The organism is Acetobacterium wieringae (genome assembly GCF_023700225.1).
In the GTDB taxonomy this organism is placed as follows: Bacteria; Bacillota; Clostridia; order Eubacteriales; family Eubacteriaceae; genus Acetobacterium; species Acetobacterium wieringae.
Genome location: NZ_CP097897.1, coordinates 2,382,097 through 2,404,620, shown reverse-complemented (window position 1 = coordinate 2,404,620; position 22,524 = coordinate 2,382,097). Strand labels below are relative to the sequence as shown.

20 protein-coding genes are annotated in these 22,524 nt (G+C 45.2%); all 20 read left to right on the top strand.

Annotated elements, in window-relative coordinates:
- Positions 1-169 precede the first annotated feature (169 nt).
- The 20 genes from CHL1_RS11695 (at position 170) to CHL1_RS11600 (ending at position 22,500) form a co-directional block, all read left to right on the top strand.
- Positions 170-1,192 carry a molybdopterin-binding protein gene (locus CHL1_RS11695; protein ID WP_250933044.1) on the top strand — a complete coding sequence of 341 codons (1,023 nt, stop codon included), beginning with the start codon at positions 170-172 and terminating at the stop codon, positions 1,190-1,192.
- Between the two features lie 51 nt (positions 1,193-1,243).
- A complete protein-coding gene (locus CHL1_RS11690) occupies positions 1,244-3,970 on the top strand; it encodes a molybdopterin-dependent aldehyde oxidoreductase (protein WP_250933043.1) in 2,727 nt (908 codons plus the stop codon).
- A gap of 431 nt (positions 3,971-4,401) precedes the next feature.
- Positions 4,402-4,755 carry a hypothetical protein gene (locus CHL1_RS11685; RefSeq protein WP_250933042.1) on the top strand — a complete coding sequence of 118 codons (354 nt, stop codon included), beginning with the start codon at positions 4,402-4,404 and terminating at the stop codon, positions 4,753-4,755.
- Entirely contained in the window at positions 4,731-6,749 is a 2,019-nt protein-coding gene (locus CHL1_RS11680; protein ID WP_250933041.1) for a pyridine nucleotide-disulfide oxidoreductase/dicluster-binding protein, read from the top strand. The genes CHL1_RS11685 and CHL1_RS11680 overlap by 25 nt, the downstream gene beginning before the upstream one ends.
- 1 nt (position 6,750) lies before the next feature.
- Positions 6,751-6,957, top strand: a complete 207-nt coding sequence (locus CHL1_RS11675; RefSeq protein ID WP_250933040.1) for a DVU_1557 family redox protein — start codon at positions 6,751-6,753, stop codon at positions 6,955-6,957.
- A complete protein-coding gene (gene trsM / locus CHL1_RS11670) occupies positions 6,958-7,674 on the top strand; it encodes a DVU_1556 family methyltransferase (protein WP_250933039.1) in 717 nt (238 codons plus the stop codon).
- 2 nt (positions 7,675-7,676) lie between these two features.
- Positions 7,677-8,129, top strand: a complete 453-nt coding sequence (locus CHL1_RS11665; protein WP_250933038.1) for a DVU_1555 family C-GCAxxG-C-C protein — start codon at positions 7,677-7,679, stop codon at positions 8,127-8,129.
- Between the two features lie 7 nt (positions 8,130-8,136).
- On the top strand, positions 8,137-9,492 hold the full coding sequence (gene trsS / locus CHL1_RS11660; RefSeq protein WP_250933037.1) for a radical SAM (seleno)protein TrsS: 1,356 nt from the start codon (positions 8,137-8,139) through the stop codon (positions 9,490-9,492).
- 7 nt (positions 9,493-9,499) lie between these two features.
- Positions 9,500-10,690, top strand: coding sequence for a DVU_1553 family AMP-dependent CoA ligase (locus CHL1_RS11655; protein ID WP_250933036.1), 1,191 nt, complete (start codon positions 9,500-9,502; stop codon positions 10,688-10,690).
- A gap of 117 nt (positions 10,691-10,807) precedes the next feature.
- Entirely contained in the window at positions 10,808-11,854 is a 1,047-nt protein-coding gene (locus CHL1_RS11650) for an XdhC family aldehyde oxidoreductase maturation factor (protein ID WP_250933035.1), read from the top strand.
- Positions 11,851-12,933, top strand: a complete 1,083-nt coding sequence (locus CHL1_RS11645) for a DVU_1551 family NTP transferase (RefSeq protein WP_250933034.1) — start codon at positions 11,851-11,853, stop codon at positions 12,931-12,933. The genes CHL1_RS11650 and CHL1_RS11645 overlap by 4 nt, the downstream gene beginning before the upstream one ends.
- 71 nt (positions 12,934-13,004) lie before the next feature.
- The gene (gene cobC, locus CHL1_RS11640) at positions 13,005-13,598 is read left to right on the top strand and encodes an alpha-ribazole phosphatase (RefSeq protein WP_250933033.1); all 594 of its coding nucleotides are present in this window, start codon (positions 13,005-13,007) and stop codon (positions 13,596-13,598) included.
- A gap of 16 nt (positions 13,599-13,614) precedes the next feature.
- Positions 13,615-15,609, top strand: coding sequence for a sigma-54-dependent Fis family transcriptional regulator (locus CHL1_RS11635; RefSeq protein WP_250933032.1), 1,995 nt, complete (start codon positions 13,615-13,617; stop codon positions 15,607-15,609).
- A complete protein-coding gene (locus CHL1_RS11630) occupies positions 15,602-16,675 on the top strand; it encodes an XdhC family protein (RefSeq protein ID WP_250933031.1) in 1,074 nt (357 codons plus the stop codon). Before CHL1_RS11635 ends, CHL1_RS11630 begins: the two co-directional genes overlap by 8 nt.
- A 267-nt stretch (positions 16,676-16,942) precedes the next feature.
- A complete protein-coding gene (locus CHL1_RS11625; protein ID WP_250933030.1) occupies positions 16,943-18,307 on the top strand; it encodes an urease accessory protein UreH domain-containing protein in 1,365 nt (454 codons plus the stop codon).
- A 232-nt stretch (positions 18,308-18,539) separates the two neighbouring features.
- Positions 18,540-19,046 carry a hypothetical protein gene (locus CHL1_RS11620; protein ID WP_148636334.1) on the top strand — a complete coding sequence of 169 codons (507 nt, stop codon included), beginning with the start codon at positions 18,540-18,542 and terminating at the stop codon, positions 19,044-19,046.
- 52 nt (positions 19,047-19,098) lie between these two features.
- Positions 19,099-21,558 (top strand): heavy metal translocating P-type ATPase, encoded by a 2,460-nt coding sequence (locus CHL1_RS11615; RefSeq protein WP_250933029.1) that lies wholly within the window; start codon positions 19,099-19,101, stop codon positions 21,556-21,558.
- 26 nt (positions 21,559-21,584) lie between these two features.
- Positions 21,585-21,983 carry a hypothetical protein gene (locus CHL1_RS11610; RefSeq protein WP_250933028.1) on the top strand — a complete coding sequence of 133 codons (399 nt, stop codon included), beginning with the start codon at positions 21,585-21,587 and terminating at the stop codon, positions 21,981-21,983.
- Between the two features lie 82 nt (positions 21,984-22,065).
- Positions 22,066-22,260: a hypothetical protein gene (locus CHL1_RS11605; RefSeq protein WP_250933027.1), complete on the top strand. Its 195-nt coding sequence runs from the start codon at positions 22,066-22,068 to the stop codon at positions 22,258-22,260.
- Positions 22,261-22,284: 24 nt separating this feature from the next.
- Positions 22,285-22,500, top strand: coding sequence for a cation transporter (locus tag CHL1_RS11600; RefSeq protein WP_148636337.1), 216 nt, complete (start codon positions 22,285-22,287; stop codon positions 22,498-22,500).
- Positions 22,501-22,524: the final 24 nt, after the last annotated feature.

The following is a 22,524-nucleotide window of genomic DNA, read 5'->3' as shown; positions in this document are numbered from 1 at the left end:
ACGTTAATAAAATGATTAATGCTCAAAAAAAATACTATTCATCGAGATCGTATTCTAAAAAGCCCTTAAAACAGGCTTTTTTTATTTTGGCACGTTTATTGCTATATATTACAACCATCATAAGTAACTCAGTGAAAATGATACAGACCAAGCTAATGGAGGAAACAATATGAAGGTAGTACCTGTTCGTGAATCAGTGGGTATGTTCCTGGCACATGATATGACCCAGATCATCCCTGGGGAGTTTAAAGGAGCAGCATTCAAGAAGGGGCATATTGTGCAGGAAGAAGACATTCCCCGATTGTTGAACATGGGAAAAGAACACATTGCCATTATTGAATTCAATGATGGAACCATCCACGAAGATGATGCGGCATTGCGACTTGGGAAAGCGGCAGCAGGAATCGGCGTTGAATATGTCGGGACTTCTGAAGGAAAAGTAACAATGACGGCGACGCAATCCGGTTTGCTTAAAATTAATGTACCTGTTCTTCAGGAAATCAACGAATTGGGTGAAATGATGATGGCCACCCTGCATACCGATACCATGGTAACCAAAGGGACACTGGTCGGATCGACCCGGATCATCCCGCTATCGATTGAAAATGAAAAATTGATCAAAATGGAAGAATTGTGTGCAAAAAGTAAACCGATTGTCGAAGTGCTGCCACTAAAAAAATTCAAGGTCGGGGTGGTTACCACCGGCAATGAGATTTTTTATGGCCGGATTGAAGACAAGTTTGGCGATGTGATCAGAGAAAAATTTGCAAAACTTGATTCGGAAGTTTTTAAACAGGTTTTTTCCAGGGACGATTCGGACATGATTGCCCAGTGTATTCTGGGATTAATCGAAGAAGGAGCTGATATTGTTACCGTAACGGGCGGTATGTCGGTGGACCCGGATGACGTCACCCCGGATGGAATTAGAAAAACCGGAGCCGAATTTGTCTCCTATGGGGCCCCGACCTTACCGGGTGCGATGTTCTTACTTTCATATCTGGGAGAGATTCCGGTTTTAGGTTTACCCGGTTGCATTATGTACAGCCACCGTACGGTTTTTGATTTGGTGGTACCAAAGTTGATGGTCGGCGAAAAATTAACCCCCAAAGACATATCAAAATTGGGACACGGCGGATTATGTTCCACTTGTCCGGACTGTCATTATCCCAATTGTGGATTTGGTAAGGGCTGATTTTAGCATCCATATATAGGTTTAGTTTTTATAATTTAAGGAGGATTTCACGTGGAAAAAAAGACATTGTTCATTAACGGGATTCAAAGGACGGTCATTGTTGATCCGGAAACAACCCTGGCAAATTTAATCAGAAAACAACAGGGCTTAACCGGAACAAAGGTTGGCTGCGGCAAAGCGGAATGCGGTGCCTGTTCAGTTATTTTAAATGGCAAGGTGGTAAGGTCTTGCGTAACCAAGATGAAAAAAGTTGACGATGAGTCTGAAATCATCACCATCGAAGGCGTTGGAACCCACGATAACCTGCATCCATTGCAGTTGGCATGGATGGTTAATGGCGCGGCTCAGTGTGGTTTCTGTACACCTGGCTTTATCGTGTCAGCTAAAGCGTTATTAGAAGAAAACGCCAGCCCAACCCGAGAAGAAGTCAGAGCGTGGTTCCAGAAACATCGAAATGTTTGTCGTTGTACCGGCTATATCCCCATCGTTGATGCGGTTATGGATGCTGCTAAATTGATGCGTGGTGAAATCACCAAAGAAGATCTGTGGTTCCAGTTAAAAGAAGGTGCTTCCATCATGGGTTCAACCATGGCTCGTCCTTCAGCACTGGCAAAAGTTACCGGTACCTGGGACTTTGGTGCCGATTTAGGCTTAAAACTGCCTGAAAACACCTTACACATCAAATTGGTTCAGGCTCAGGTTTCCCATGCTAACATTATTTCTGTTGATACCTCAGAAGCAGAAAAAATGGAAGGTGTCTTCAAAGTTATCACCGCTAAAGATGTGCCCGGAACCAACCGCATTAACGGTTTGGCCTTCCCACAGAACTTAGGCGATGGGCTGGAACGACCAATCTTAAATGACAAGAAAATCTTCCAGTTTGGCGATGCCATTGCTATGGTATTGGCCGATACACCCGAACAGGCTGAAGCAGCAGCCGCCAAAGTAGTGGTCGAAATTGAAGAATTACTGCCTTACATGAGTGCACCCGCTGCTATGGCTGAAGATGCCATTGAAATTCATCCGGGTACACCAAACATTTATTTTACAACTAATGTTGTCAAGGGTGATGAAACAGCTCCATTAATGGAAAAACTACCAAATGTTATTGAAGATGACTTCTATGTTGGCCGTCAACCCCATTTACCACTCGAGCCAGACGTCGGATTTGCCTACTTTGATGAAGAAGATAACCTGATGGTTCATTCTAAGAGTATCGCTCTCCACTTTCACCAGTTAATGACTGCTGAAGCCATTGGCGTTGATCCGACTAAATACTTCATCGTTCAGAACCCGACAGGGGGAACATTTGGTTATAAATTCAGCCCCACCATCGAAGGTTTATTGGGTGTAGCCGCTCTGGTTACCAAACGACCGGTATACCTGGAATTTAATATGTACCAACAAATCACCTACACCGGAAAACGTTCACCATTCTTTATGAATGTAAAAATGGGTGCCGACGAAAATGGTATCTTAAAAGCAATGGAAACTGATTGGTCTGTCGATCATGGTCCCTACTGTGAATTTGGCGATCTGGTAACCACCCGTGGTTCGCAGTTTATTGGTGCTGGTTACAATATTCCTAATATCCGTGGTGAAGGCCGAACTGTTGCCACCAACCATGCCTGGGGTTCCGCTTTTAGAGGCTACGGCTCACCACAGAGTTTATTTGCTTCTGAAACTCTGATTGATATGCTGGCATATCAAATGGGCGAAGATCCACTGGAACTCCGTTATAAGAATGTCTACCGAGAAGGCGACACAACACCAAATGGTTGTGAACCAGATGTTATTGCTTTACCACAGGCAATTGACACCATCCGACCAATTTATCAGGCAGCAAAAGCCAAAGCAGAAGCATTAAATGCTGAAGGCGGAGACATTAAACATGGTGTTGGGATCTCATTAAATATTTACGGTTGTGGTCTTGACGGCCCAGACTCCTCAGAAATGTGGATTGAATTAACCAAAGACGGTGTTATTGTCGGCGATTCATGGGAAGACCATGGCCAGGGTGCTGATATGGGTACATTGACCTTTGCTCACGAAACATTAAGACCGTTAGGAATCAAACCAGAACAAATCAAACTGGTTATGAATAACATGAAGCTGACACCAAACAGTGGACCAGCTGGCGGAAGTCGTTCCAATGTTATGACTGGTAATGCCATCAAAGTCGGTTGTGAAAACTTACTGGCCGCTATGAAAAAGGTCGATGGTACTTATAGAACCTATGATGAAATGGTCGCCGAAGGCTTGCCATTACGTTATGAAGGCGTTTGGACCGCACCATGTACAGCACCATCAGTTGAAACCAGCCAGGGAAATCCATTCCCAGTTTATATGTATGGGGTATTATTGTCAGAAGTATCGGTTGATACCACCACCGGTAAAACCCATGTGGATAAATTAACGCTGGTATCTGACTGTGGAACCATTACTAATAAAACAGTTCTTGAAGGACAGTTATGGGGCGGTTTAACCCAGGGGATCGGTTTAGCTTTAAGCGAAGACTTTGAAGATCTGAAAAAACACACAACCTTAACCGGTTGTGGTATTCCGCAAGTCAAGGATGTTCCCGACGAAATCGTTCTGATTCATCAGGAAACACCACGACCATTAGGACCATATGGCGCTGCAGGTTCTGGTGAAATGCCATTGTCAGCACCACATGCTTCCATCGCTAATGCGATTTTCAATGCCTGTGGCGTTCGTATCAAACATTTACCAGCTTATCCAGAAAAAGTACTTGAAGGTTTAGAAGCCTTAAAATAAGCAAGCCAAGTCTATCGGACTGTCAAAAAAGATAAACTAGGACCGACAATTGTTACATCATGTTGTACGCGTCGGAGCGGACACGGCGTAGCCTGTCTGATTTTCGCGCAGGCAACGAGCCAATCACAAGCTTGCTTGTAGTTGGCGACTGCCCACGACCAATGCGAAAGGAGCAAAGCGAATTTCGCATGGCGCAGCGAACAACAGATTAACAATTGATCGGTACGGTAGTTATCGACAATCTCAGGAATTGAAAGCTTCTAAGCTTTCAATTCCTATTTTATATTTAAAAATATGTTAAAATAGACTTCGGTGTTTGTTTCTATGAATGAATTGTGTCACCAATTATTCATAGGAACAGACATCAAAGTGACTGATGTTTATTTGTCTGTGGTTGAGCGATTGTATTGAAGAGAGTTAGGAGAGCAACTATGAATTTGGATAAATTATTAGCAACTGGAGATCGGTGTATTCACAAGGAACCCCCAACCTGTACGGCAAATTGTCCGGTTCATCTGGAAATTATTGATTTTTTAGCAGAAATAGAACAAGGAAATTTCCAGAATGCCTATAAACTGATGGAAAAGAAAATGCCCTTTCACAAAATTCTTGGGCGAATCTGCGATCATCCCTGTGAAGCGCCCTGTGAACGGAGTAAAGCTGGCGGTTCGATCCGGATCTCTGATCTTGAAAAAGCGGTACTGGAGTATGGTGCTTATAAACCAAAAAAGTTTGGCCGCTGCCAAAAAATAAAGGCACGGTGGCCGTCATTGGTGGGGGATTAAGTGGTTTAACCGCCGCTGTGGATCTGGACAAAAAGGGTTGTGTCGTAACAATCTATGAAAAAACCAATCGATTAGGGGGACGGCTGTGGGATTTTGTGGGCGACTCCCTGACCGAAGAAGTACTGCTGCAGGAATTAAAGGCTGTTGCCGATAAAAAAATGCCCATTCACTTTGAAACAACCGTCGATAAAAATAAATTAAGTGAATTGCTGGCTACCTATGATGCGGTTTATCTGGGAACCGCGGCCTGGGAAGAAGAAATTAAATGGAATCCGCTCACCTTCCAGGCGAATGAGTCGGCTCTGTTTGTCGGCGGGAGTCTCGTTAATCAAAGCGATTCGGTGATTTTTTCAGCCAGCTCCGGACGGCGGGCGGCTATTTCCATCGAACGCTTTTTGTCAAAGGTATCCCTGACGGATTCCCGGGAACGAGAAGGGGCTTTTGAAACACCGTTGCACTTTGATATCAGCGGCAAAGAACCGTTAGCTTCGATTTTAAAATCAGCCGCCATTTATAGCCAGGATGAAGCCATGGCCGAGGCCAAACGCTGCGTCAAATGTCAGTGTCGCAAATGCATTGAGGGCTGTGTCCACCTGCGGAAATTCGAAATGTCCCCGGATGCCTATATCCGTCAGATCAATCACAGCGAACGGATTATTTTAGGCACGCACTATGCCAATAAGATGATTAATTCCTGCGCTGAATGCGGCCTCTGTAAGGAAGAATGTTTTCTCGATATCAGCATGAACGATGTTATCCATGAAACCCGTGAAAGTATGGTGGAACGTGGTAAAATGCCAGCCTCGGCCCACGACTTTGCCTTAAAAGATATGGCTTTTTCCAACAGTTCCCGGTTTTCGCTGGTGCGCAAACAACCCAGCAAAGAGGAATCCAAAGATCTGTTTTATTATCCGCTGATTTCTTTTTCAGATTATGTCAAAGGCTTATACAAGGGCACCGGAAAAACCGCATATCTCTTCTATCCCGGCTGTCAGTTGCCAGCATCCTATCCCGATGATATCAAAAGCATTTATGAGTATCTGGTCGGCCATGTTAAAGGAGATGTGGGGATTTATCTGGGTTGTTGCGGGGCACCGGCTGATTGGGGCGGACAAAAAGACCTGATGAACGAAAATATCCAAGCCATCAAAAAGGTTTGGGCAGAAATGGAACACCCCACCTTTATTCTGGCCTGTTCCAGCTGTATGCGGATTTTTGAAAAATATTTGCCGGAAATTAAGTTGGAATCACTCTGGGATATTTATGTCAGAGAAGGTTTGCCCAATAAAGATCACATAAAAACACCCCAGACACTCAGTATTCATGATGCCTGTGGAACCCGGGAAAACAGTGACCTCCATGAGAGTGTCCGAAAAATTGTTGCCAAACTCGGTTATGGCATTGAAGAATTGGAATACACCAAAGAAAAAACAAAATGCTGCGGCTACGGCGGACTGGTTTATTACGCCAACCGGGAACAATCCAACGCTTTTGTTTCTGAACGCATCGGCGAAAGTCAGAATGATCTGCTGGTTTACTGTGCCATGTGCAAGGATCTATTTGTATCCGGCGGCAAACGCACCTACCATTTGCTGGATCTGATCTATCCCAAAGATGATGGTCAAGCGGCTACCCGCAAGATGCCAACCCTGTCAGAACGCCATCACAACCGCAGTCGGGTTAAGCAAATCCTGTTAAAAGAAATCTGGCGAGAGGAAACCGAGGAAACCATGAGAGAAGATCAATTTAAGCTGATTATCCCCGATGATGTTAAGCAGAAAATCGAAGACCGCTATATTTTAATGGAAGATATCCAGGCGGTGCTTAAAAATGCCGAAGAAAATAACGAACGTTTCTGTAATCCCGAAACCGGAGAATATCTGGCCAGACTGCGGCGTGACAACGTTACCTTTTGGGTGAAATACGAAAAAGAAGAAAATGCCTTTATCTTAAAAAGCGTCTACAGTCATCGCATGGAAATAGTGGAGGAATAAGATGAAACATGAGAGTAACGATCAAACAACATGGCGTTGTGATAAATGCCAGCAGGAACTGGAATTAACCAAGGTCAAGGTAAAATATATGGAAGGAAACTTTGAAGTGGATCTGCCAAAATGTCCCAGCTGTCACCAGGTATTCATTGATGAAGCGCTGGCGCTGGGGAAAATGAAGGAAGTCGAAGAAGGGCTGGAGGATAAGTAGGTGTCGGGGAACTGTGCCTATGAAAGCCCGGAAATGTCGGCACTTTTGGGTGGAACGCTGCGGCCGGGGGGCTTTGCTCTAACCGACAGGGGCGTGGCCAACTGCCGTTGGAATGTGGACGATTTATTGCTGGATCTCGGCTGTGGAGCGGGTGCCACCGTCCGTTATCTGGATCAGAACTATGGGTTGAGCGTGGTGGGGCTTGATCCCTCACAAAAACTGCTTACGTTGGCCCGGAAAAACAATCCGGATAAAGAATTTTTGGTCGGCAGTGGTGAAGCGATTCCCTGCCAGGATGAGACCTTCCATGGGGTGTTATCCGAGTGTACACTGTCGTTGATGACGGATCTGAATGCAACGCTTCAGGAGGTTTACCGGGTGATGAAAACACAGGGGATGTTTTTCATTACCGATGTCTATGCCAGAAATCCGGAAGCGCTCGAAGTGATCAAAACCCACCAGTTTACCAGCTGCATGCGGGGATTATACGATTTAAAGCAATTGCGGACCGATGTTACACGTGCCGGTTTTGAGATTATCTTGCTGGAAGACCACAGTGAATTGCTCAAGCAGCTGCTGGTTAAAACGATTTTTGAATTCGGTTCGATGCAGGAATTCTGGCTAAAAACCGGTGGGGCCTGTGCGGCCGGATTCCAGGACGCCCTAAAAATGTGCAAACCGGGTTACTTTATGATGATCGCAAGAAAGGTGGAGTAAAAATGGATGAATTGAAATTTGAACTGTATCGACTGGGGACGGAAGGTTATTGTTGCAGTCAGATTATGATGAAGCTGGCGCTGGATGTGGAAGAACTTGAAAATGACGACCTGATCCGGGTGATGAATGGTTTGTGTAATGGCATTGGCGGCAATCAGAAAACCTGTGGCGTTTTAACCGGCGGCATTGGTGTGATTGGCTTGTATGCCGGTAAGGGCAAAGCCCGGGAATATACCCAGGATAATTTTGGCACAATGGTTAAAGCCTACATGGACTGGTTTGAAGAGCGCTTTGAAAGCACCGAATGTCTCGATCTGATCGGTGTTTATCGCTTTACCGATGAAAACAACCAGGCTTATCCGGTGAAATGTGGCGATACGCTGCTGGAAAGCTTTGAAAAGGTGGTTGAAATTTTGCAGGAAAACGGTTATAGCTTCGGAAACAGAGAGCAATAGGTAAAACATGAAGCGAATCATCTCAACGACTGAAAGTCTTTGCCCGGTCTGTCTAAAAAAAATAAATGCACTTATCTGGTCTGAAAACGCCGAAACCTGGATGGAAAAATCCTGTCCGGAACATGGTCGCTTCAAAGCTCTGCTGTGGCGGGGTAGTATCCCAATGGCAAAATGGGTACGGAATAAAATCCCGGCTACCATCAAAAAACCAAATACGGCGGTCGAAAAAGGCTGTCCTTTTGATTGCGGCCTCTGTGCTGAGCATCGCCAGCATACCTGCACGGCGCTGATTGAGGTCACCCAGCGCTGTAATCTCAATTGTTCCTTTTGTTTTGCCGACGCCAATGGCAATACCGAGGCGGATCTTGATCTTGAAACGATCAGACGGATGTATCAGAGTGCGATGGACACCTCGGGCAATTGCAATATCCAGCTCTCCGGCGGCGAGCCCACGTTAAGAGATGACCTGCCAGAGATTATCAGAATTGGTCATGAGCTCGGCTTTTCCTTTATTCAAATCAATACCAATGGCATCCGCATGGGTGAGGATGAAGCGTATGTCAGTGCCTTAAAAAATGCCGGACTCAACTCGGTGTTTCTGCAATTTGATGGCACCAATGATGAGATTTATAAAAAACTCCGAGGCAAACCATTATTGGCAACCAAGATCAAGGCAATAAAAAATTGTCAGCGATATAATATTGGAGTCGTGTTGGTGCCGACCCTGGTTAGGGAAGTCAACGATTCCGATCTCGGGAACATTATCAATTTTGGATTGGAATGGGCGCCAACGGTTAAAGGCGTGCATATGCAGCCCGCCAGTTATTTTGGTCGGATTCCAAACCTGCCGGATGAACAGAAAAGATTGACTCTAGGCGACTTGATCGATAAAATCGAAGTCCAAACCCAGCGGCGGATCCGTAAAGACAGTTTCAGTCCGCCCGGCTGCGAAAATGCCCGGTGTTCGTTTCATGGGAATTATACGGTTTCGGAAAACGGGGAGCTGATCGCCCAGGGCGGTGGCGCAAAATGCTGTGGGGGAGAAAAAGCCGAAGAGGGTGCCCGAAAGGCAAAAGCCCATGTGGTTCGGAAGTGGTCCGGCGCCGGGTCAGAACCACAGGACGATGGCATTAAAAAAAGCATTGCAGTACCAGCAAAAGATGGCTGGGATGCGATTCTCGAGCAGATTAACCGCCATTCGTTCAGCCTGTCAGCGATGGCTTTTCAGGATGTCTGGAATCTCGATCTTAATCGGGTTAAGGACTGCTGCATTCATGTTGTTAACCCGCAGGGCCAGCTGATCCCTTTTTGCATGTATAACCTGACCGATAAAAACGGGCATGCCATCTATCGCCAACAGTGAGGATTTTATGAAAAAGACACCATTGGAAAACTGGATCATCAAACGAACCGGCATCTCCCCGGAAAATCCTGATGCGCTCAAGAGCTATCAGCTGGAAAAAGTGCTTGAAACGCTTAGCTATGCCAAGGATAACAGCCGGTTTTATCAAAAGCAGCTGGAAAGCATCGATCCCCGGAAAATTAAATCCTGGGAGCAGTTTGAGCAACTTCCGTTAACAAGAGCCGAGGATATCAAAAATAATCCCTTTGATTTTTTATGTGTGCCCCAATCGCAAATTGCCCGGATAGTTACTTTAAATACCTCGGGAACCAGTGGCCCGAAGAAGCGGATTTTTTTTACAGAGGCCGATCTCCAAAAAACGGTGGATTTTTTCGATTACGGGATGCGTTCGTTAATAGACAACACCGATCGGGTAATGGTTTTACTGCCGGGACAAGCCTACGGGACCATTGGTGATTTGTTAAAAAAAGCCCTTGATCGCACCGGGACAGTCTGTGTTGTTTATGGACTACTCAACGATCTGGAGGCGGTCGAAAAGACGATGATCGAAAATGAGATTAATTGCATCGTCGGTATTCCGATTCAGGTTTTATATCTCAGTCGCAGCAAAGCGGCGAGCTTTAAGCACATCGAAAAAGTTCTGCTCAGTACTGACTACGTCCCGCAGGCGCTGGTTATTGAGCTTAACCGGAAGTTTGGCTGCCAGGTTTTTAACCATTATGGGATGACTGAAATGGGTTACGGCGGTGGGGTCGAGTGTCAGGCGCTAAATGGCTATCATCTCCGGGAGGGCGATTTATATTTTGAAATTGTCGATCCGCTTTCCGGAAAAGCGGTGGCTGACGGTGTTACAGGGGAGATTGTTTTTACGACCTTTAATCGTCAAGCAATGCCCTTGATTCGCTATCGCACTGGCGATATTGGGGCGTTTTCAGTCGACGCCTGTCAATGCGGCAGCTTTTTAAGAACCATGAAAAAAGTTAGCGGACGGCTGAAGAATCGGATCCAATTGGCTGGCGATGTCACTTTTGATCTCAAAGAGCTGGAGGAAATACTCTTGGCCGATGAAGACCTGATTGATTATCAGGTCACCATTAAAGACGATCAAACCCTTCTGATTGAGGTTTCGCTTTATCAATACGAAACCTCCAAAGCTAAAGAAGCGCAACTGCAAAGGTGCATTGAAACGCATTTTTAAAAAACCATGGTGAAGTGATGCAAATTGAAGTCAAAAGAAGTCCGCTGCAGAAACCGGATCAACTGGTGAACAGCATGGTCAAGCGAAAAATCAGGGACTGGCGAAAGGAGAGCAGCAGTGAATAATCTGATCAGGCAAATAAAAGAAGCAAAAGACCAGAAAGAGAATTTTGTGCTGGCGACCATTCTCGAAAAATCGGGATCAGCTCCCCGTAATGAAGGTGCAAAAATGATGATCAGAGAGGATCTGTCAACCGAAGGCTCAATCGGCGGTGGTCTGGTGGAAGCAATGGTGATTCGCACCGCCGCCAGGGTTCTCAAGGATAACTATTATCAGATTGAAACGTTTCGGCTTAACAGTAAGGATAAAGCTTCACCGGGACTGGTTTGCGGTGGTGATTTAAAAATCCTCCTGGAGTACATTGATTGGTGGGATGCGCAAACGCAGGTATTTTATGATGAACTGATCAAATTGATTGATACCAAGACAGACTTTGTGACAATTATCAAGATACCGCAGATGAGCCATGAAAATGGACGACTGGAAAAATGGGTCTGCACTGAAACTGGTTTTTGGGGATCGGAAAGTGACGAAGTCCACAACCTGGTTAAAGAGATCAGCCTGAATTTTTATCAATTGAAATATCAGCAGGCTTTTTTACAAGCCGCAGGTTTTTATGTCGAACCTTATTTTAACCATGAGAATGTCTGCATTATCGGCGGTGGTCACATTGGTAAGGTTCTGGCTGAATTATGTAAAGTTGTTGGTTTTTATGTCACGGTGCTTGATGACCGGGAAGAGTTTGCCAATCGCCAGCGATTTAACACGGTTGATGAGGTACTGGTGATCCCGGGTTTTGAAAATATCGAAAACCAGATCAGCATCAACCAATATTCCTATGTGGTAATTGTAACCAGAGGCCATTCGGATGACAAAGATGTGTTAGCCCAGATGTTGCAAACCGAGGCTAAATACATCGGGATGCTCGGCAGCAAAAACAAACGCAATCATATCTATCAGGGGCTGCTGGAGATGGGCTTTTCATACAGCGATCTGGAACGGGTGCACAATCCCATTGGTTTGAACATTTATGCCGATACCCCGGAGGAGATCGCCGTTAGTATAGTGGCGGAAATGATTCAAGTCAGGCGGTACCCAAATTGAAAAAGTTTAGCGTTATTATTATTGCGGCCGGCTATTCTTCACGGATGGACGGATTCAAGCCGCTGCTAAAATTCGGCCAGCAAACGGCAGTGGAACGGGTGGTGGACCTTTATCAGCAAGCCGGTGTTGATCAGATCATTCTGGTTCTTGGCCACCGGGCAGATCAAATCCGCCCCTATTTTAACAATCAGCCACTGGATGTCGTGGTCAATGAGAACTTTGCCGAGGGGATGTATACCTCCATTGTTACTGGCGTTACTCAACTGAATGACGAAATTGAGGCCTTTTTTATTCATCCAGTAGACATCCCGCTGGTCAAGCGAGAAACCGTAAAAGAACTGATGGCAGCACCAGCGCAACTTAGCAAAGGTATTATCTATCCCAGTTTTTTAGGCAAACGGGGACATCCGCCGCTGATTGATAAAAAGTACCAAAGAGCGATTCTGGATAATAAACAAGGCGGTGGGCTTAAAAGGCTGCTGGCCTTATATGAAGCCGATGCAGCGGAACTCCCTCTGATCGATGAAGCGATTTTAATGGATATGGATACCCGGGCGGATTACGAGGCATTATTAACCTACGACACCCTGAAAGCCCCTAATTTATGCGAATGCTATGCCATGTGGGAGAAGTATCAATTGCCTGAGAATATTCGTCGGCATTGTCAAAAAGTCAAACAGACAGCCACTGATTTGGTGGATCAATTAATTGATAAAGGGGAAACCCTTAATCGACCGGTACTTCAGGCTGCCGCCCTGCTTCATGATCTTGCCAAAAGCGAAAAAAACCACGCGGTAAAAGGCGGCGAGATCTTAAGAGATTTGGGTTATCCAAAAGTGGGGGTAATCATTGCTGTTCATATGGATATTTTAGTCGATCCGGACACCGCCGTTACGGAAAGCGAAATCCTTTATCTGGCTGATAAACTGGTTAAAAATGATCGGCTAATCGATCTAGCGACACGAAAAGAAATGGTCTTTCAAGCTTATCGCGATAATCCGCAGGCGCTTAAAAAAATATCCCGACGCTATCGCAATGCCGAGATTATTTTGCAGAAAATCCAAAGGATGATCGGATAAAATAAACTACTGAAAAAAAATAACCGTGGTAACTCGTAAATCAGATGAAGACATTCAGAAAGGGTTGATAAATGGAAACCCGGATATATTTAGTTCGGCATGGTCAGATTGAACTAAAAAATGAAAAAACCTATATCGGCCAATTGGATCTGCCACTATCGCCAGAAGGTATAAAGCAGGCGCAAACACTTCAGGAACAGTTTAAGCCAATTCCCCTGGATTGCGCCTATAGCAGCCCGCTTTGCCGCTGTGTCGAAACCTTGGACATTCTCTTGGGCGGACGCTCGATCCCCCGGTTTACAATCGATGCGTTACAAGAGATCAATATGGGCGATTGGGACGGAAAGTCCTTCGCAGAGATTAAAGAGCGTCACCCGGAGAGCTATGAACAGCGAGGTCGGGAGCTGGATGTTTTTGCACCGCCAGCTGGCGAAAGTTTTGTATCCTTACAGCAACGGGTGCTACCGGTGTTTGCTGAAATGGTAAAAGAAAATGATGCGAAGTCGATCGTGATCCTCACCCACGCCGGAGTTATCCGGGTTATTCTGGCTAAACTGTTCGGATTAACAATTAAAGAAGTATTTAAATGGAAGATCCCCTACGCTGGTAGCTTAAAACTATGTTATAATCAGAAAAATGGAAAATGGATTTGCCAAAATCAATGAAAAGAGACAATTAACCATGAATAAGAATATTTATCAAAACCTTATCAAGCAATCGAAGGAACGCTGTGCTGATTATGGAATCACCGAAGATCAGGTTTTCAGTAAAAAAATGATTGATCATTCGGAGCTGCAAACAAAATTTTCAGAAAACAGAGATTTGATTCTGACTGCTTCACCCTACATGGAGCATCTGATGAGTATTGTCCGGGGAAATAATTTTTTTGTCTTGCTGACTGATAAAGAAGGTTGTATTTTGAATGCCATCGGTGATGAAAAAATTCTGACCGAAGCTTTTGAACTAAAAATGGTTGCCGGTGCCTATATGAATGAGGAGTGCATTGGCACCAACGCCATGTCGCTGGTAATAAAATCTGGTGAACCGGTGCAATTGTCCGGCAAAGACCATTTTATCAAGGCCTATCACCGTTGGACCTGTTCAGGCGCACCGATTCGTGATCCCAACGGCAATCTGATTGGTGCCCTCGATCTGACCGGTTACTCTGATTCGGTTCATCCCCATACCCTGGGAATGGTCATTGCGGCTTCCAACGCCATCGAAGAAATGCTCCGGGTCAAAGAATATAACCGCCTCCAGAATATGACCAATAAGCATATCAAAACGATTTTCAATTCGATGCCGGTAGCGATCCTGACCTCCGATCTGAATGGTCGAATTAAAATATATAATCAGCGGGCGATGGATTTATTCGGCAATAAATATAAACAATTGTCGGCGACCAATGTCGCAGAAATCATTGAAGAGTGGGAGAACATCAAGGAAGCGATTCATCTGGAAAAACACGTCAACCGGATTATCAATATCAAAGCCCTGCGGAATCATTTTCATTGCCAGATGACAGCCAGCCCGATTTATAACCCTCAGGATGACAGTATTGAGATTGTCTTTGTTTTAAAAGAAGATCAAACGAAAAAAATCGTCAAATCCGAACAGCCCTATTACACTTTTGACAAAATTATGGGTGCTGACAGCCATTTTGTCAGCACCATTGAGTATGCAAAAAAAATCGCCAACAATCGTTCGACTGTTCTGATTTTGGGGGAGAGCGGCTGTGGAAAAGAAGTCTTTGCCCAGGCCATTCATAATTTCAGCAAACGGGTTGATGAGCCTTTTGTGGCCATAAATTGTGGGGCAATTCCCAATCAATTGATTGAATCGGAGTTGTTTGGTTATGAGGAAGGCGCCTATACCGGGGCCAAGAAAGGCGGCAACATTGGTAAGTTTGAACAGGCCAATAATGGTACGATCATGCTTGACGAAATCGGCGAGATGCCGCTTGATATGCAGACCCGATTGTTGCGGGTATTACAGGAAAACGTCATTACCCGGATTGGCAGCCAGCGCTCGATTCCCATTGACGTGCGGATTATCGCGGCAACCAATAAGGATCTCAAAAAAGAAGTTGAGCTGGGTCGTTTCCGGAAGGATCTGTTTTACCGTCTCAATGTCCTACCCCTGTATCTGCCACCACTGCGCGAGCGCACCCACGATATTGTCATTTTATTTCAATATTTCATGAAAAATCTGTCAGCGAAATATGAAAAGCAGGAATTTGAAATTACTGAGGACAACATGCGATTACTGGAAAGTTACAGTTGGCCGGGGAATGTGCGGGAACTGGAAAATGTGGTGGAACTGATTATTAACACCGAAGCATTTCCCTATAAGTATTTTTCGGAAAATAGTGAGCAACCCAGCCCGATGGCCCAATTTGCGGCAATTGCTGGAAATCTGCCAATTGAATTGCGGGAAGAGCGACTCGAAGATCTTGATCCGGCACAGCTCGACTTATCCTATATGGAAAAAGAGCATATTAAACGGGTCTTAAAACTTTATAAGGGCAATATCAGCCAGACGGCCTCAGCTCTGGGTATTCAAAGAAATACCTTGTACAGCAAAATCAGCAAATATGAAATTCAACTTGAAATCGGTCATCGTCCCCGGGAGATCTGGTTGGACGATCGTTTCAGAAAGGGACAAGAACGTGGTTAATCCGTATCAAAAACTACTTAATGAATTGGAAAATGAAAAACAGGTGATTATGTGTACCAGGGGAGTAACAAATCCGGAAACAACGAAACGTACGATTACAAAATCAGTTTTGCGAAATGGCGATTTACAAACAGAACAATTTGATGAAAAAACCAGAAAAACGATCACAGCCGTTATTGATCAGGGATTGCCGAAATTTAATACCACCGAAGAGGGGGCTTTCGTCTTATATGAACCCTTTTACTCGGAAGGGCGGCTGATTATTTTGGGAGGCGGTCATATTGCCAAGCCGCTGGCCCGTTATGGGGCGGATATCGGCTTTAAGGTCACCGTTATCGATGATCGACCGTCTTTTGCCAATGCGCAACGCTTTCCCGAAGCCAGTCGGGTAATGTGTGAAAGCTTTGACAGCTGTTTTGACCGCCTGCAGGTCAAAAACACCGACTACGTCGTTGTGGTCACCCGCGGCCATCGCCATGATGCAGTGTGCCTACGCCAGGCGATTGCCAAAAATCCCGAGTATCTGGGGATGATCGGGTCCAAACGCCGGGTTAAGGGCTTGATGGCTCAGTTTCGGGAAGACGGTTTTACGGAGGAACAACTCGCCCGGGTTTATTCACCGATCGGGCTACGAATTGGGGCGGTAACCCCGGAAGAAATTGCCATTTCGATTATTGCTGAGATCATTCAGGTGAAGCGAATGGCTCATCAACCGGAAAAAGCGGATCGGAACAATCAGACCAATCATTCCGATTTTGATTTTGAAGTGGTTAAGAATCTAGCAGAAAATGACTCTGACAAACGGGCGATTGTGACGGTCATTTCTAAAAAAGGTTCTGTTCCCCGGGGAGCTGGGGCCAAAATGATTATCTGGCCCGATGGCCGTAGCCTCGGTAGCATTGGCGGCTGCTGCAGCGAGGGCGAAGTGATTGTCGCCGCCCGGGATCTTCTGCGTGAAGAGGGCGGCTTTCTGACCATGCATGTTGATATGACCGGGGAAGTGGCCGAAGACGAGGGGATGGCCTGCGGTGGCATTATGGATGTGCTGATTGAGGTATATCCGTAAAAATAATAATTTTTGATCATTGGTTCTTGATGAAAAACATCGAGAGCCTTTTTTTATGTCCAGATTGTCGTAATCAAAAAACTTCAGTAAGGGGTGTATTTCCAGAAGCCTCTGGTATATTTCTGCTTTGAAGAAGGAAAGCTGATCAAAAAAATTAATTTATAATTAGAGGTTAATAGGCATTGACTATCGTTTTGCTTCTCCATAAGATCTACAAAAGTTGTTGTTATGATAGGATCAGACAAGAAGTGACAAGGAGAATGACCAATGGAAGAAAAAGCAATAACAAAGACATTTTCAGTTAGTGGAATGACCTGTGTTGGCTGTGAAAACCGAATCGATAATAAAATAAAAATGCTTGATGGTGTAACGAGTGTCAAGGCAAGTTATTCACGTTCACGAGTCAGGATTACCTATGTTCCAGATCGTGTGAAACTGTCAACCATTGTGCAGATTATTGAAAGCATGGATTATCATGTAAATGCTGCGGGTGAGAACAAAAATAATGAAAGCCTTAAAATGAAAAATAAAATTAATGAAGTTTTAGGAATCGGCATCATCATTATTGCTGCATTTGTGATTATCAATTACTTTGGCGGTTTTAACATCTTTAACTCATTTCCAGAGGCAAAACAGGGTGTCGGTTATGGCGCACTATTATTAATCGGTTTACTCACTTCCATTCACTGCGTTGCCATGTGTGGGGGGATCAACCTATCTCAATGTGTTCCCAATGTAAGTAACAAAAGTGAAAAGAAAACGGCAAATCTCAGACCCGGTATTTTATATAATACCGGTCGGGTGATTTCCTATACCATCGTGGGCGGGATCGTCGGAGCATTGGGATCAGTCGTCAGCTTTTCCGGTACAGCTAAAGGAATTGTCGCTGTTATGGCAGGGGTGTTCATGGTGATTATGGGCTTGAATATGCTGAATCTTTTTCCCTGGCTGCGTAAGTTTAATCCCAGAATGCCCAGGATTTTCTCCAGGAAGATCAATGACCGGAAAAAAAGCAATAGCCCCTTATATGTCGGACTGTTAAACGGCTTAATGCCCTGCGGACCACTCCAGGCCATGCAACTCTATGCACTTTCCACCGGTGATCCGGTCCAGGGTGCCTTATCGATGCTGGCATTTAGTTTAGGAACGGTGCCGCTGATGTTTGGACTGGGAACGATCAGTTCATTGCTCAGTAAAAAATTCACCAGCAAAATGATGACGGCCAGCGCCGTGCTCGTTTTGATATTGGGCGTATTTATGTTTAGCAATGGCGTGAGTTTATCGGGTATTGCACTTCCTACCTTAACCAGTAGTGTGACAGCGTTGAATGAAGTGCAGCAAAATAATACAGCATCTGTCAACCAGGGGGGTCAGACCATTACAACCAAGCTTTCACCGAACCGTTATGAACCGATTACCGTCCAAGTGGGGGTGCCCGTCAAATGGACCATCGTGGCGGATGAAAATGACATTAATGGCTGCAACAATCAAGTTCTGATCCCCAAATACAATATTGAAAAGAAATTAGTGGCCGGTGATAATATCATTGAATTCACGCCAACGGAAACAGGGACGGTACCCTATAGTTGTTGGATGGGGATGATAAAAAGCACCATCACAATTGTCAATTAAGCACAGGTAGTAAAGACTAAAAAAGGGTAGTATTAGGTAATTGCGAAATGAAAAAGCACCGAACAATGGTTGCTTTGAGTGCATTTTCCACAAACAATTTTGTAACGTGTAGGCGAACAGTTCAGAGAACTGTCCGCCGTACAGTGTAAAAATTGTTTCGTGCGAAACTGGGCGCAAAGCTCACGGTAGTTTCGTAATTATCTAAAAGGGTAGTATAAAAAGGAGAATTTAAATGAAAAAATCATATTATTTATGGGGAATCGTGTTGGCCATCGTCCTGACGGGGATTGTTATATTTTCTGGCTGTACCAGAAGTTCAGGAAACGCAGGCGAAACAGCGGTTAATTCTAATTCATCACAAACTCAATCAAGCAGTGAGTCTCAAAAAACGACAGAACAGCAGAGTGTCAGTAGTTCCGTTGCCAAATCAAATGCCGGAACTAAAGCCACAGTGAGTGATGGGGTTCAAACGGTAGCAACGACCCTGGATCGGGGCATTTATAAACCTATTGTTGTTCAAACGGGGATACCGGTTAAATGGATCATCACAGCCAACGACGGCGATTTGAATAGCTGCAATAATAAAATGCTGATCCGAAGCTATGGTGTTGAACAAAAACTGATTACCGGAGAAAATGTCGTCGAATTTACACCGACCAAGGCCGGAACCATCAATTATTCCTGCTGGATGGGGATGGTGGGAAGTACCATTACCGTCGTTGATGATATCAACCAGTAAAAATCAATAATAAAAGATTAAACATTTGAATGAGTAAGAGGAGGGCAATTTAATGAAAAAAGAATCAATCAAGATAACGGGCATGACCTGTGCGGCCTGTGCCGCCAGAGTTGAAAAAGTTGTCAGTAAGATGGCAGGGATAACAAGTGCATCAGTGAATTTTGCCACCGAAAGCCTGTCGGTAGAATATGATGAGGGCGTGGCTTCCCGGCAAAAAATCAATGAAGTCATTGAAAAAGCCGGATACGGTACGGTCGAAATCAGTACAATCAGTGAAGTGACAATCCCGATTGGCGGGATGACCTGTGCCTCTTGTTCGGCTCGGGTCGAAAAGGTTTTAGGGAAGCTTGAAGGAATCACCAGTGCTACTGTTAATCTGGCAACGGAAAAAGCCACCGTTCACTACGACACCCAGCAGATTAAACTTTCTACCATTCGCCAGGCCATTGAAAAAGCCGGGTATCAGGCGCTGGAAATTGAGAAAAAAACGGCCATTGATGAAGACAAACTGAGGAAGGAAAAAGAAATCCGAACCCTCAAGACTAAATTAATCGTGTCGGCAACTTTCGGGATTCCGCTGCTTTATCTGGCCATGGGGGCGATGATCTGGTGGCTGCGACTACCGATTCCCAGCTTTCTGGAGCCGATGCAATATCCGCTGACCTACGCCATCGTGCAAATTATTCTGGTGATTCCAATTATAATCGCTGGCCACCGTTTTTATAGTGTTGGTTTCAAAGCCATCATCCAGCGCAGTCCCAATATGGATTCATTGATCGCAATGGGAACCTCGGCGGCGATTCTCTATAGTCTCTATTCGGTTTATCAGATCAGCATTGGTAATTTCGGGGCCGTTGAAGATTTGTACTTTGAAACCGCCGGAGTTATCATTACCCTGATCCTGTTAGGGAAATATCTGGAAGCGGTATCCAAAGGGAAAACGTCCGAAGCGATAAAAAAACTGATGGGTCTGGCGCCTAAAACGGCCGTTGTTATCCGGGATGGCGTTGAAATTGAAACACCCATTGATGAGGTGGAAATTGACGACGTGATCCTGGTCAAACCGGGGGGCAAAATTCCGGTTGATGGGATCGTCATTGAAGGAAACACCGCCATTGATGAATCGATGCTTACCGGAGAAAGTATGCCCATCGATAAAAAATCTGGGGATGCGGTATACGCTGCCAGTATTAACAAAAATGGTGTAATCAAATTTAGAGCGACAAAAATTGGCGGCGATACTGCCCTGGCTCAGATCATCAAGCTGGTGGAAGATGCCCAGGGTTCAAAGGCACCGATCGCCCAGCTGGCCGATATTGTATCCAGTTATTTTGTTCCGATTGTCTTTGTGATCGCAGTGCTGGCCTTTGCTGGTTGGTATTTTACCGGTCATACCTTTGTCTTTGCGATGACCATCTTTATTTCGATTCTTGTCATCGCCTGCCCCTGTGCTCTTGGTCTGGCAACCCCTACGGCGATCATGGTGGGTACCGGAAAAGGTGCTGAGTATGGCATTTTAATTAAGGGCGGCGAAGCCCTGGAAACCACCCATCTTATTGATACCATTGTTTTTGACAAAACCGGCACCATTACTGAAGGCAAGCCTGAGGTAACTGACATTGTCACCGCAAATGGGATTGAGCGGGATTGGCTACTTCAAATTGCCGCATCGGCTGAAAAAGGATCAGAACATCCGCTGGGTGAAGCGATTGTCCGTGGCGCCCAAAAAGAAAACCTGGAAACCCTTAAGATTGATACCTTTAAAGCCATTCCCGGATATGGGATTGAAGTGGAAGTTGACGGTTCCCGGCTGCTATTGGGAAACCGGAAAATGATGGATGAGAACAGTATCTCCCTGATCACCCTTGAAGAAGAATCAGACAGACTTGCTGAAGAAGGTAAAACACCCATGTACATTGCCATGGATGGCACGCTGTCCGGGATTATTGCTGTGGCCGATGTCGTCAAAGCCAGCAGTAAAGCGGCCATTGCCAAGCTTCATGAAATGGGTATTGAAGTGGCGATGATTACCGGCGATAATAAAAAAACTGCCGAAGCCATTGCCAAACAGGTTGGTATCGATCGGGTTCTGGCCGAAGTATTGCCCCAGGATAAATCAAACGAAGTTAAAAAACTTCAGGCTGAAGGCCGAAAAGTGGCCATGGTTGGAGATGGCATCAACGATGCACCGGCTTTGGCACAGGCAGACATTGGCATTGCCATTGGCTCCGGTACCGATGTTGCCATGGAATCCGCCGACATTGTGCTGATGCGAAGTGATCTGATGGATGTACCCACCGCCATTAAACTCAGCAAAAGTACCATCCGTAACATTAAGCAGAATTTGGTCTGGGCATTTGGCTATAACGTCGCCGGAATCCCCATCGCCGCCGGACTGCTCTATCTGTTTGGCGGACCATTGCTGAATCCCATTTTTGCCGCCGCTGCGATGTCACTGAGTTCGGTTTCGGTACTCACCAACGCACTCAGATTAAAAGGTTTCAAACCATAAAAAATATTTAACAAGGAGAAAAGATTATGAAGAAGAAAATTATTTTAGCCGGGGCAGCCCTATTATTGTTAGTGGTCCTATCCGGTTGTCAGCAGACTGATGTCGTCGGCAAAACCTCCATCACATCCTATGATGCGGTGCTACAGGCCATCCCCAACCAAATTGTCGAAGATGAGAATAATGGGGGCTGGGCACTATCGGCACCGGATGGAACCGCCCGTTTTATCTGGAGTAAGGATTACAGTAGCGGCACCCCGCACGATGTGATGCTGGAAGTTGATGCTAAACCATTCATCGCAGCCGGTCTTGATGTCACCAAGCTGCCCGCTGGAATGCTCGTGGATGACAAGATTATGGTCGGAACAATGCTGGGGGATGAAAAATTAACCTATAGTGGCGAAGTGACAGCCGCTGGCGTCTTATGAACAGCTTGTCAATCTGAAACGTGATCATATTAAATACCACACCGCCCTTGACCATTATGGGGTTGACATTGGTGATGGGAATATGTTTGAATGGGCTAAAGACCTGAGTACCAATGATAAAGACATTGTCTTTGTTTTAAATCCACAGCTCTTTATTGATGCCGGCGTTGATCCGGAAAAAGTTGAAGGCTGGGTTTTCGCCAAGGTCAGTGCCGAAGACGAAGATAAAAAACCAATTGAAGTGGATAAATTTTTAAAACCGTTTAATATTAAATAAACTAGAAAAAAAGAGGTGTACAAAATGGAAAGAATAATTTTAAATGTCGAAGGTATGTCGTGTGCTCACTGTGAAAGAGCTGTAAAAAATGCAGTTGGCCAACTCGATGGGGTTGAGCGTGTTATTGTCGATCTTACTGGAAAAACTGTGGCAATCGAATATGAACCGGGTAAATTAACCTTTGAGAGCTTTAAAACTGTCATTGAAGAAGAAGGATACCATGTGTCAGGAAAAATATAACTAATTCATAATTAGTTATGAACG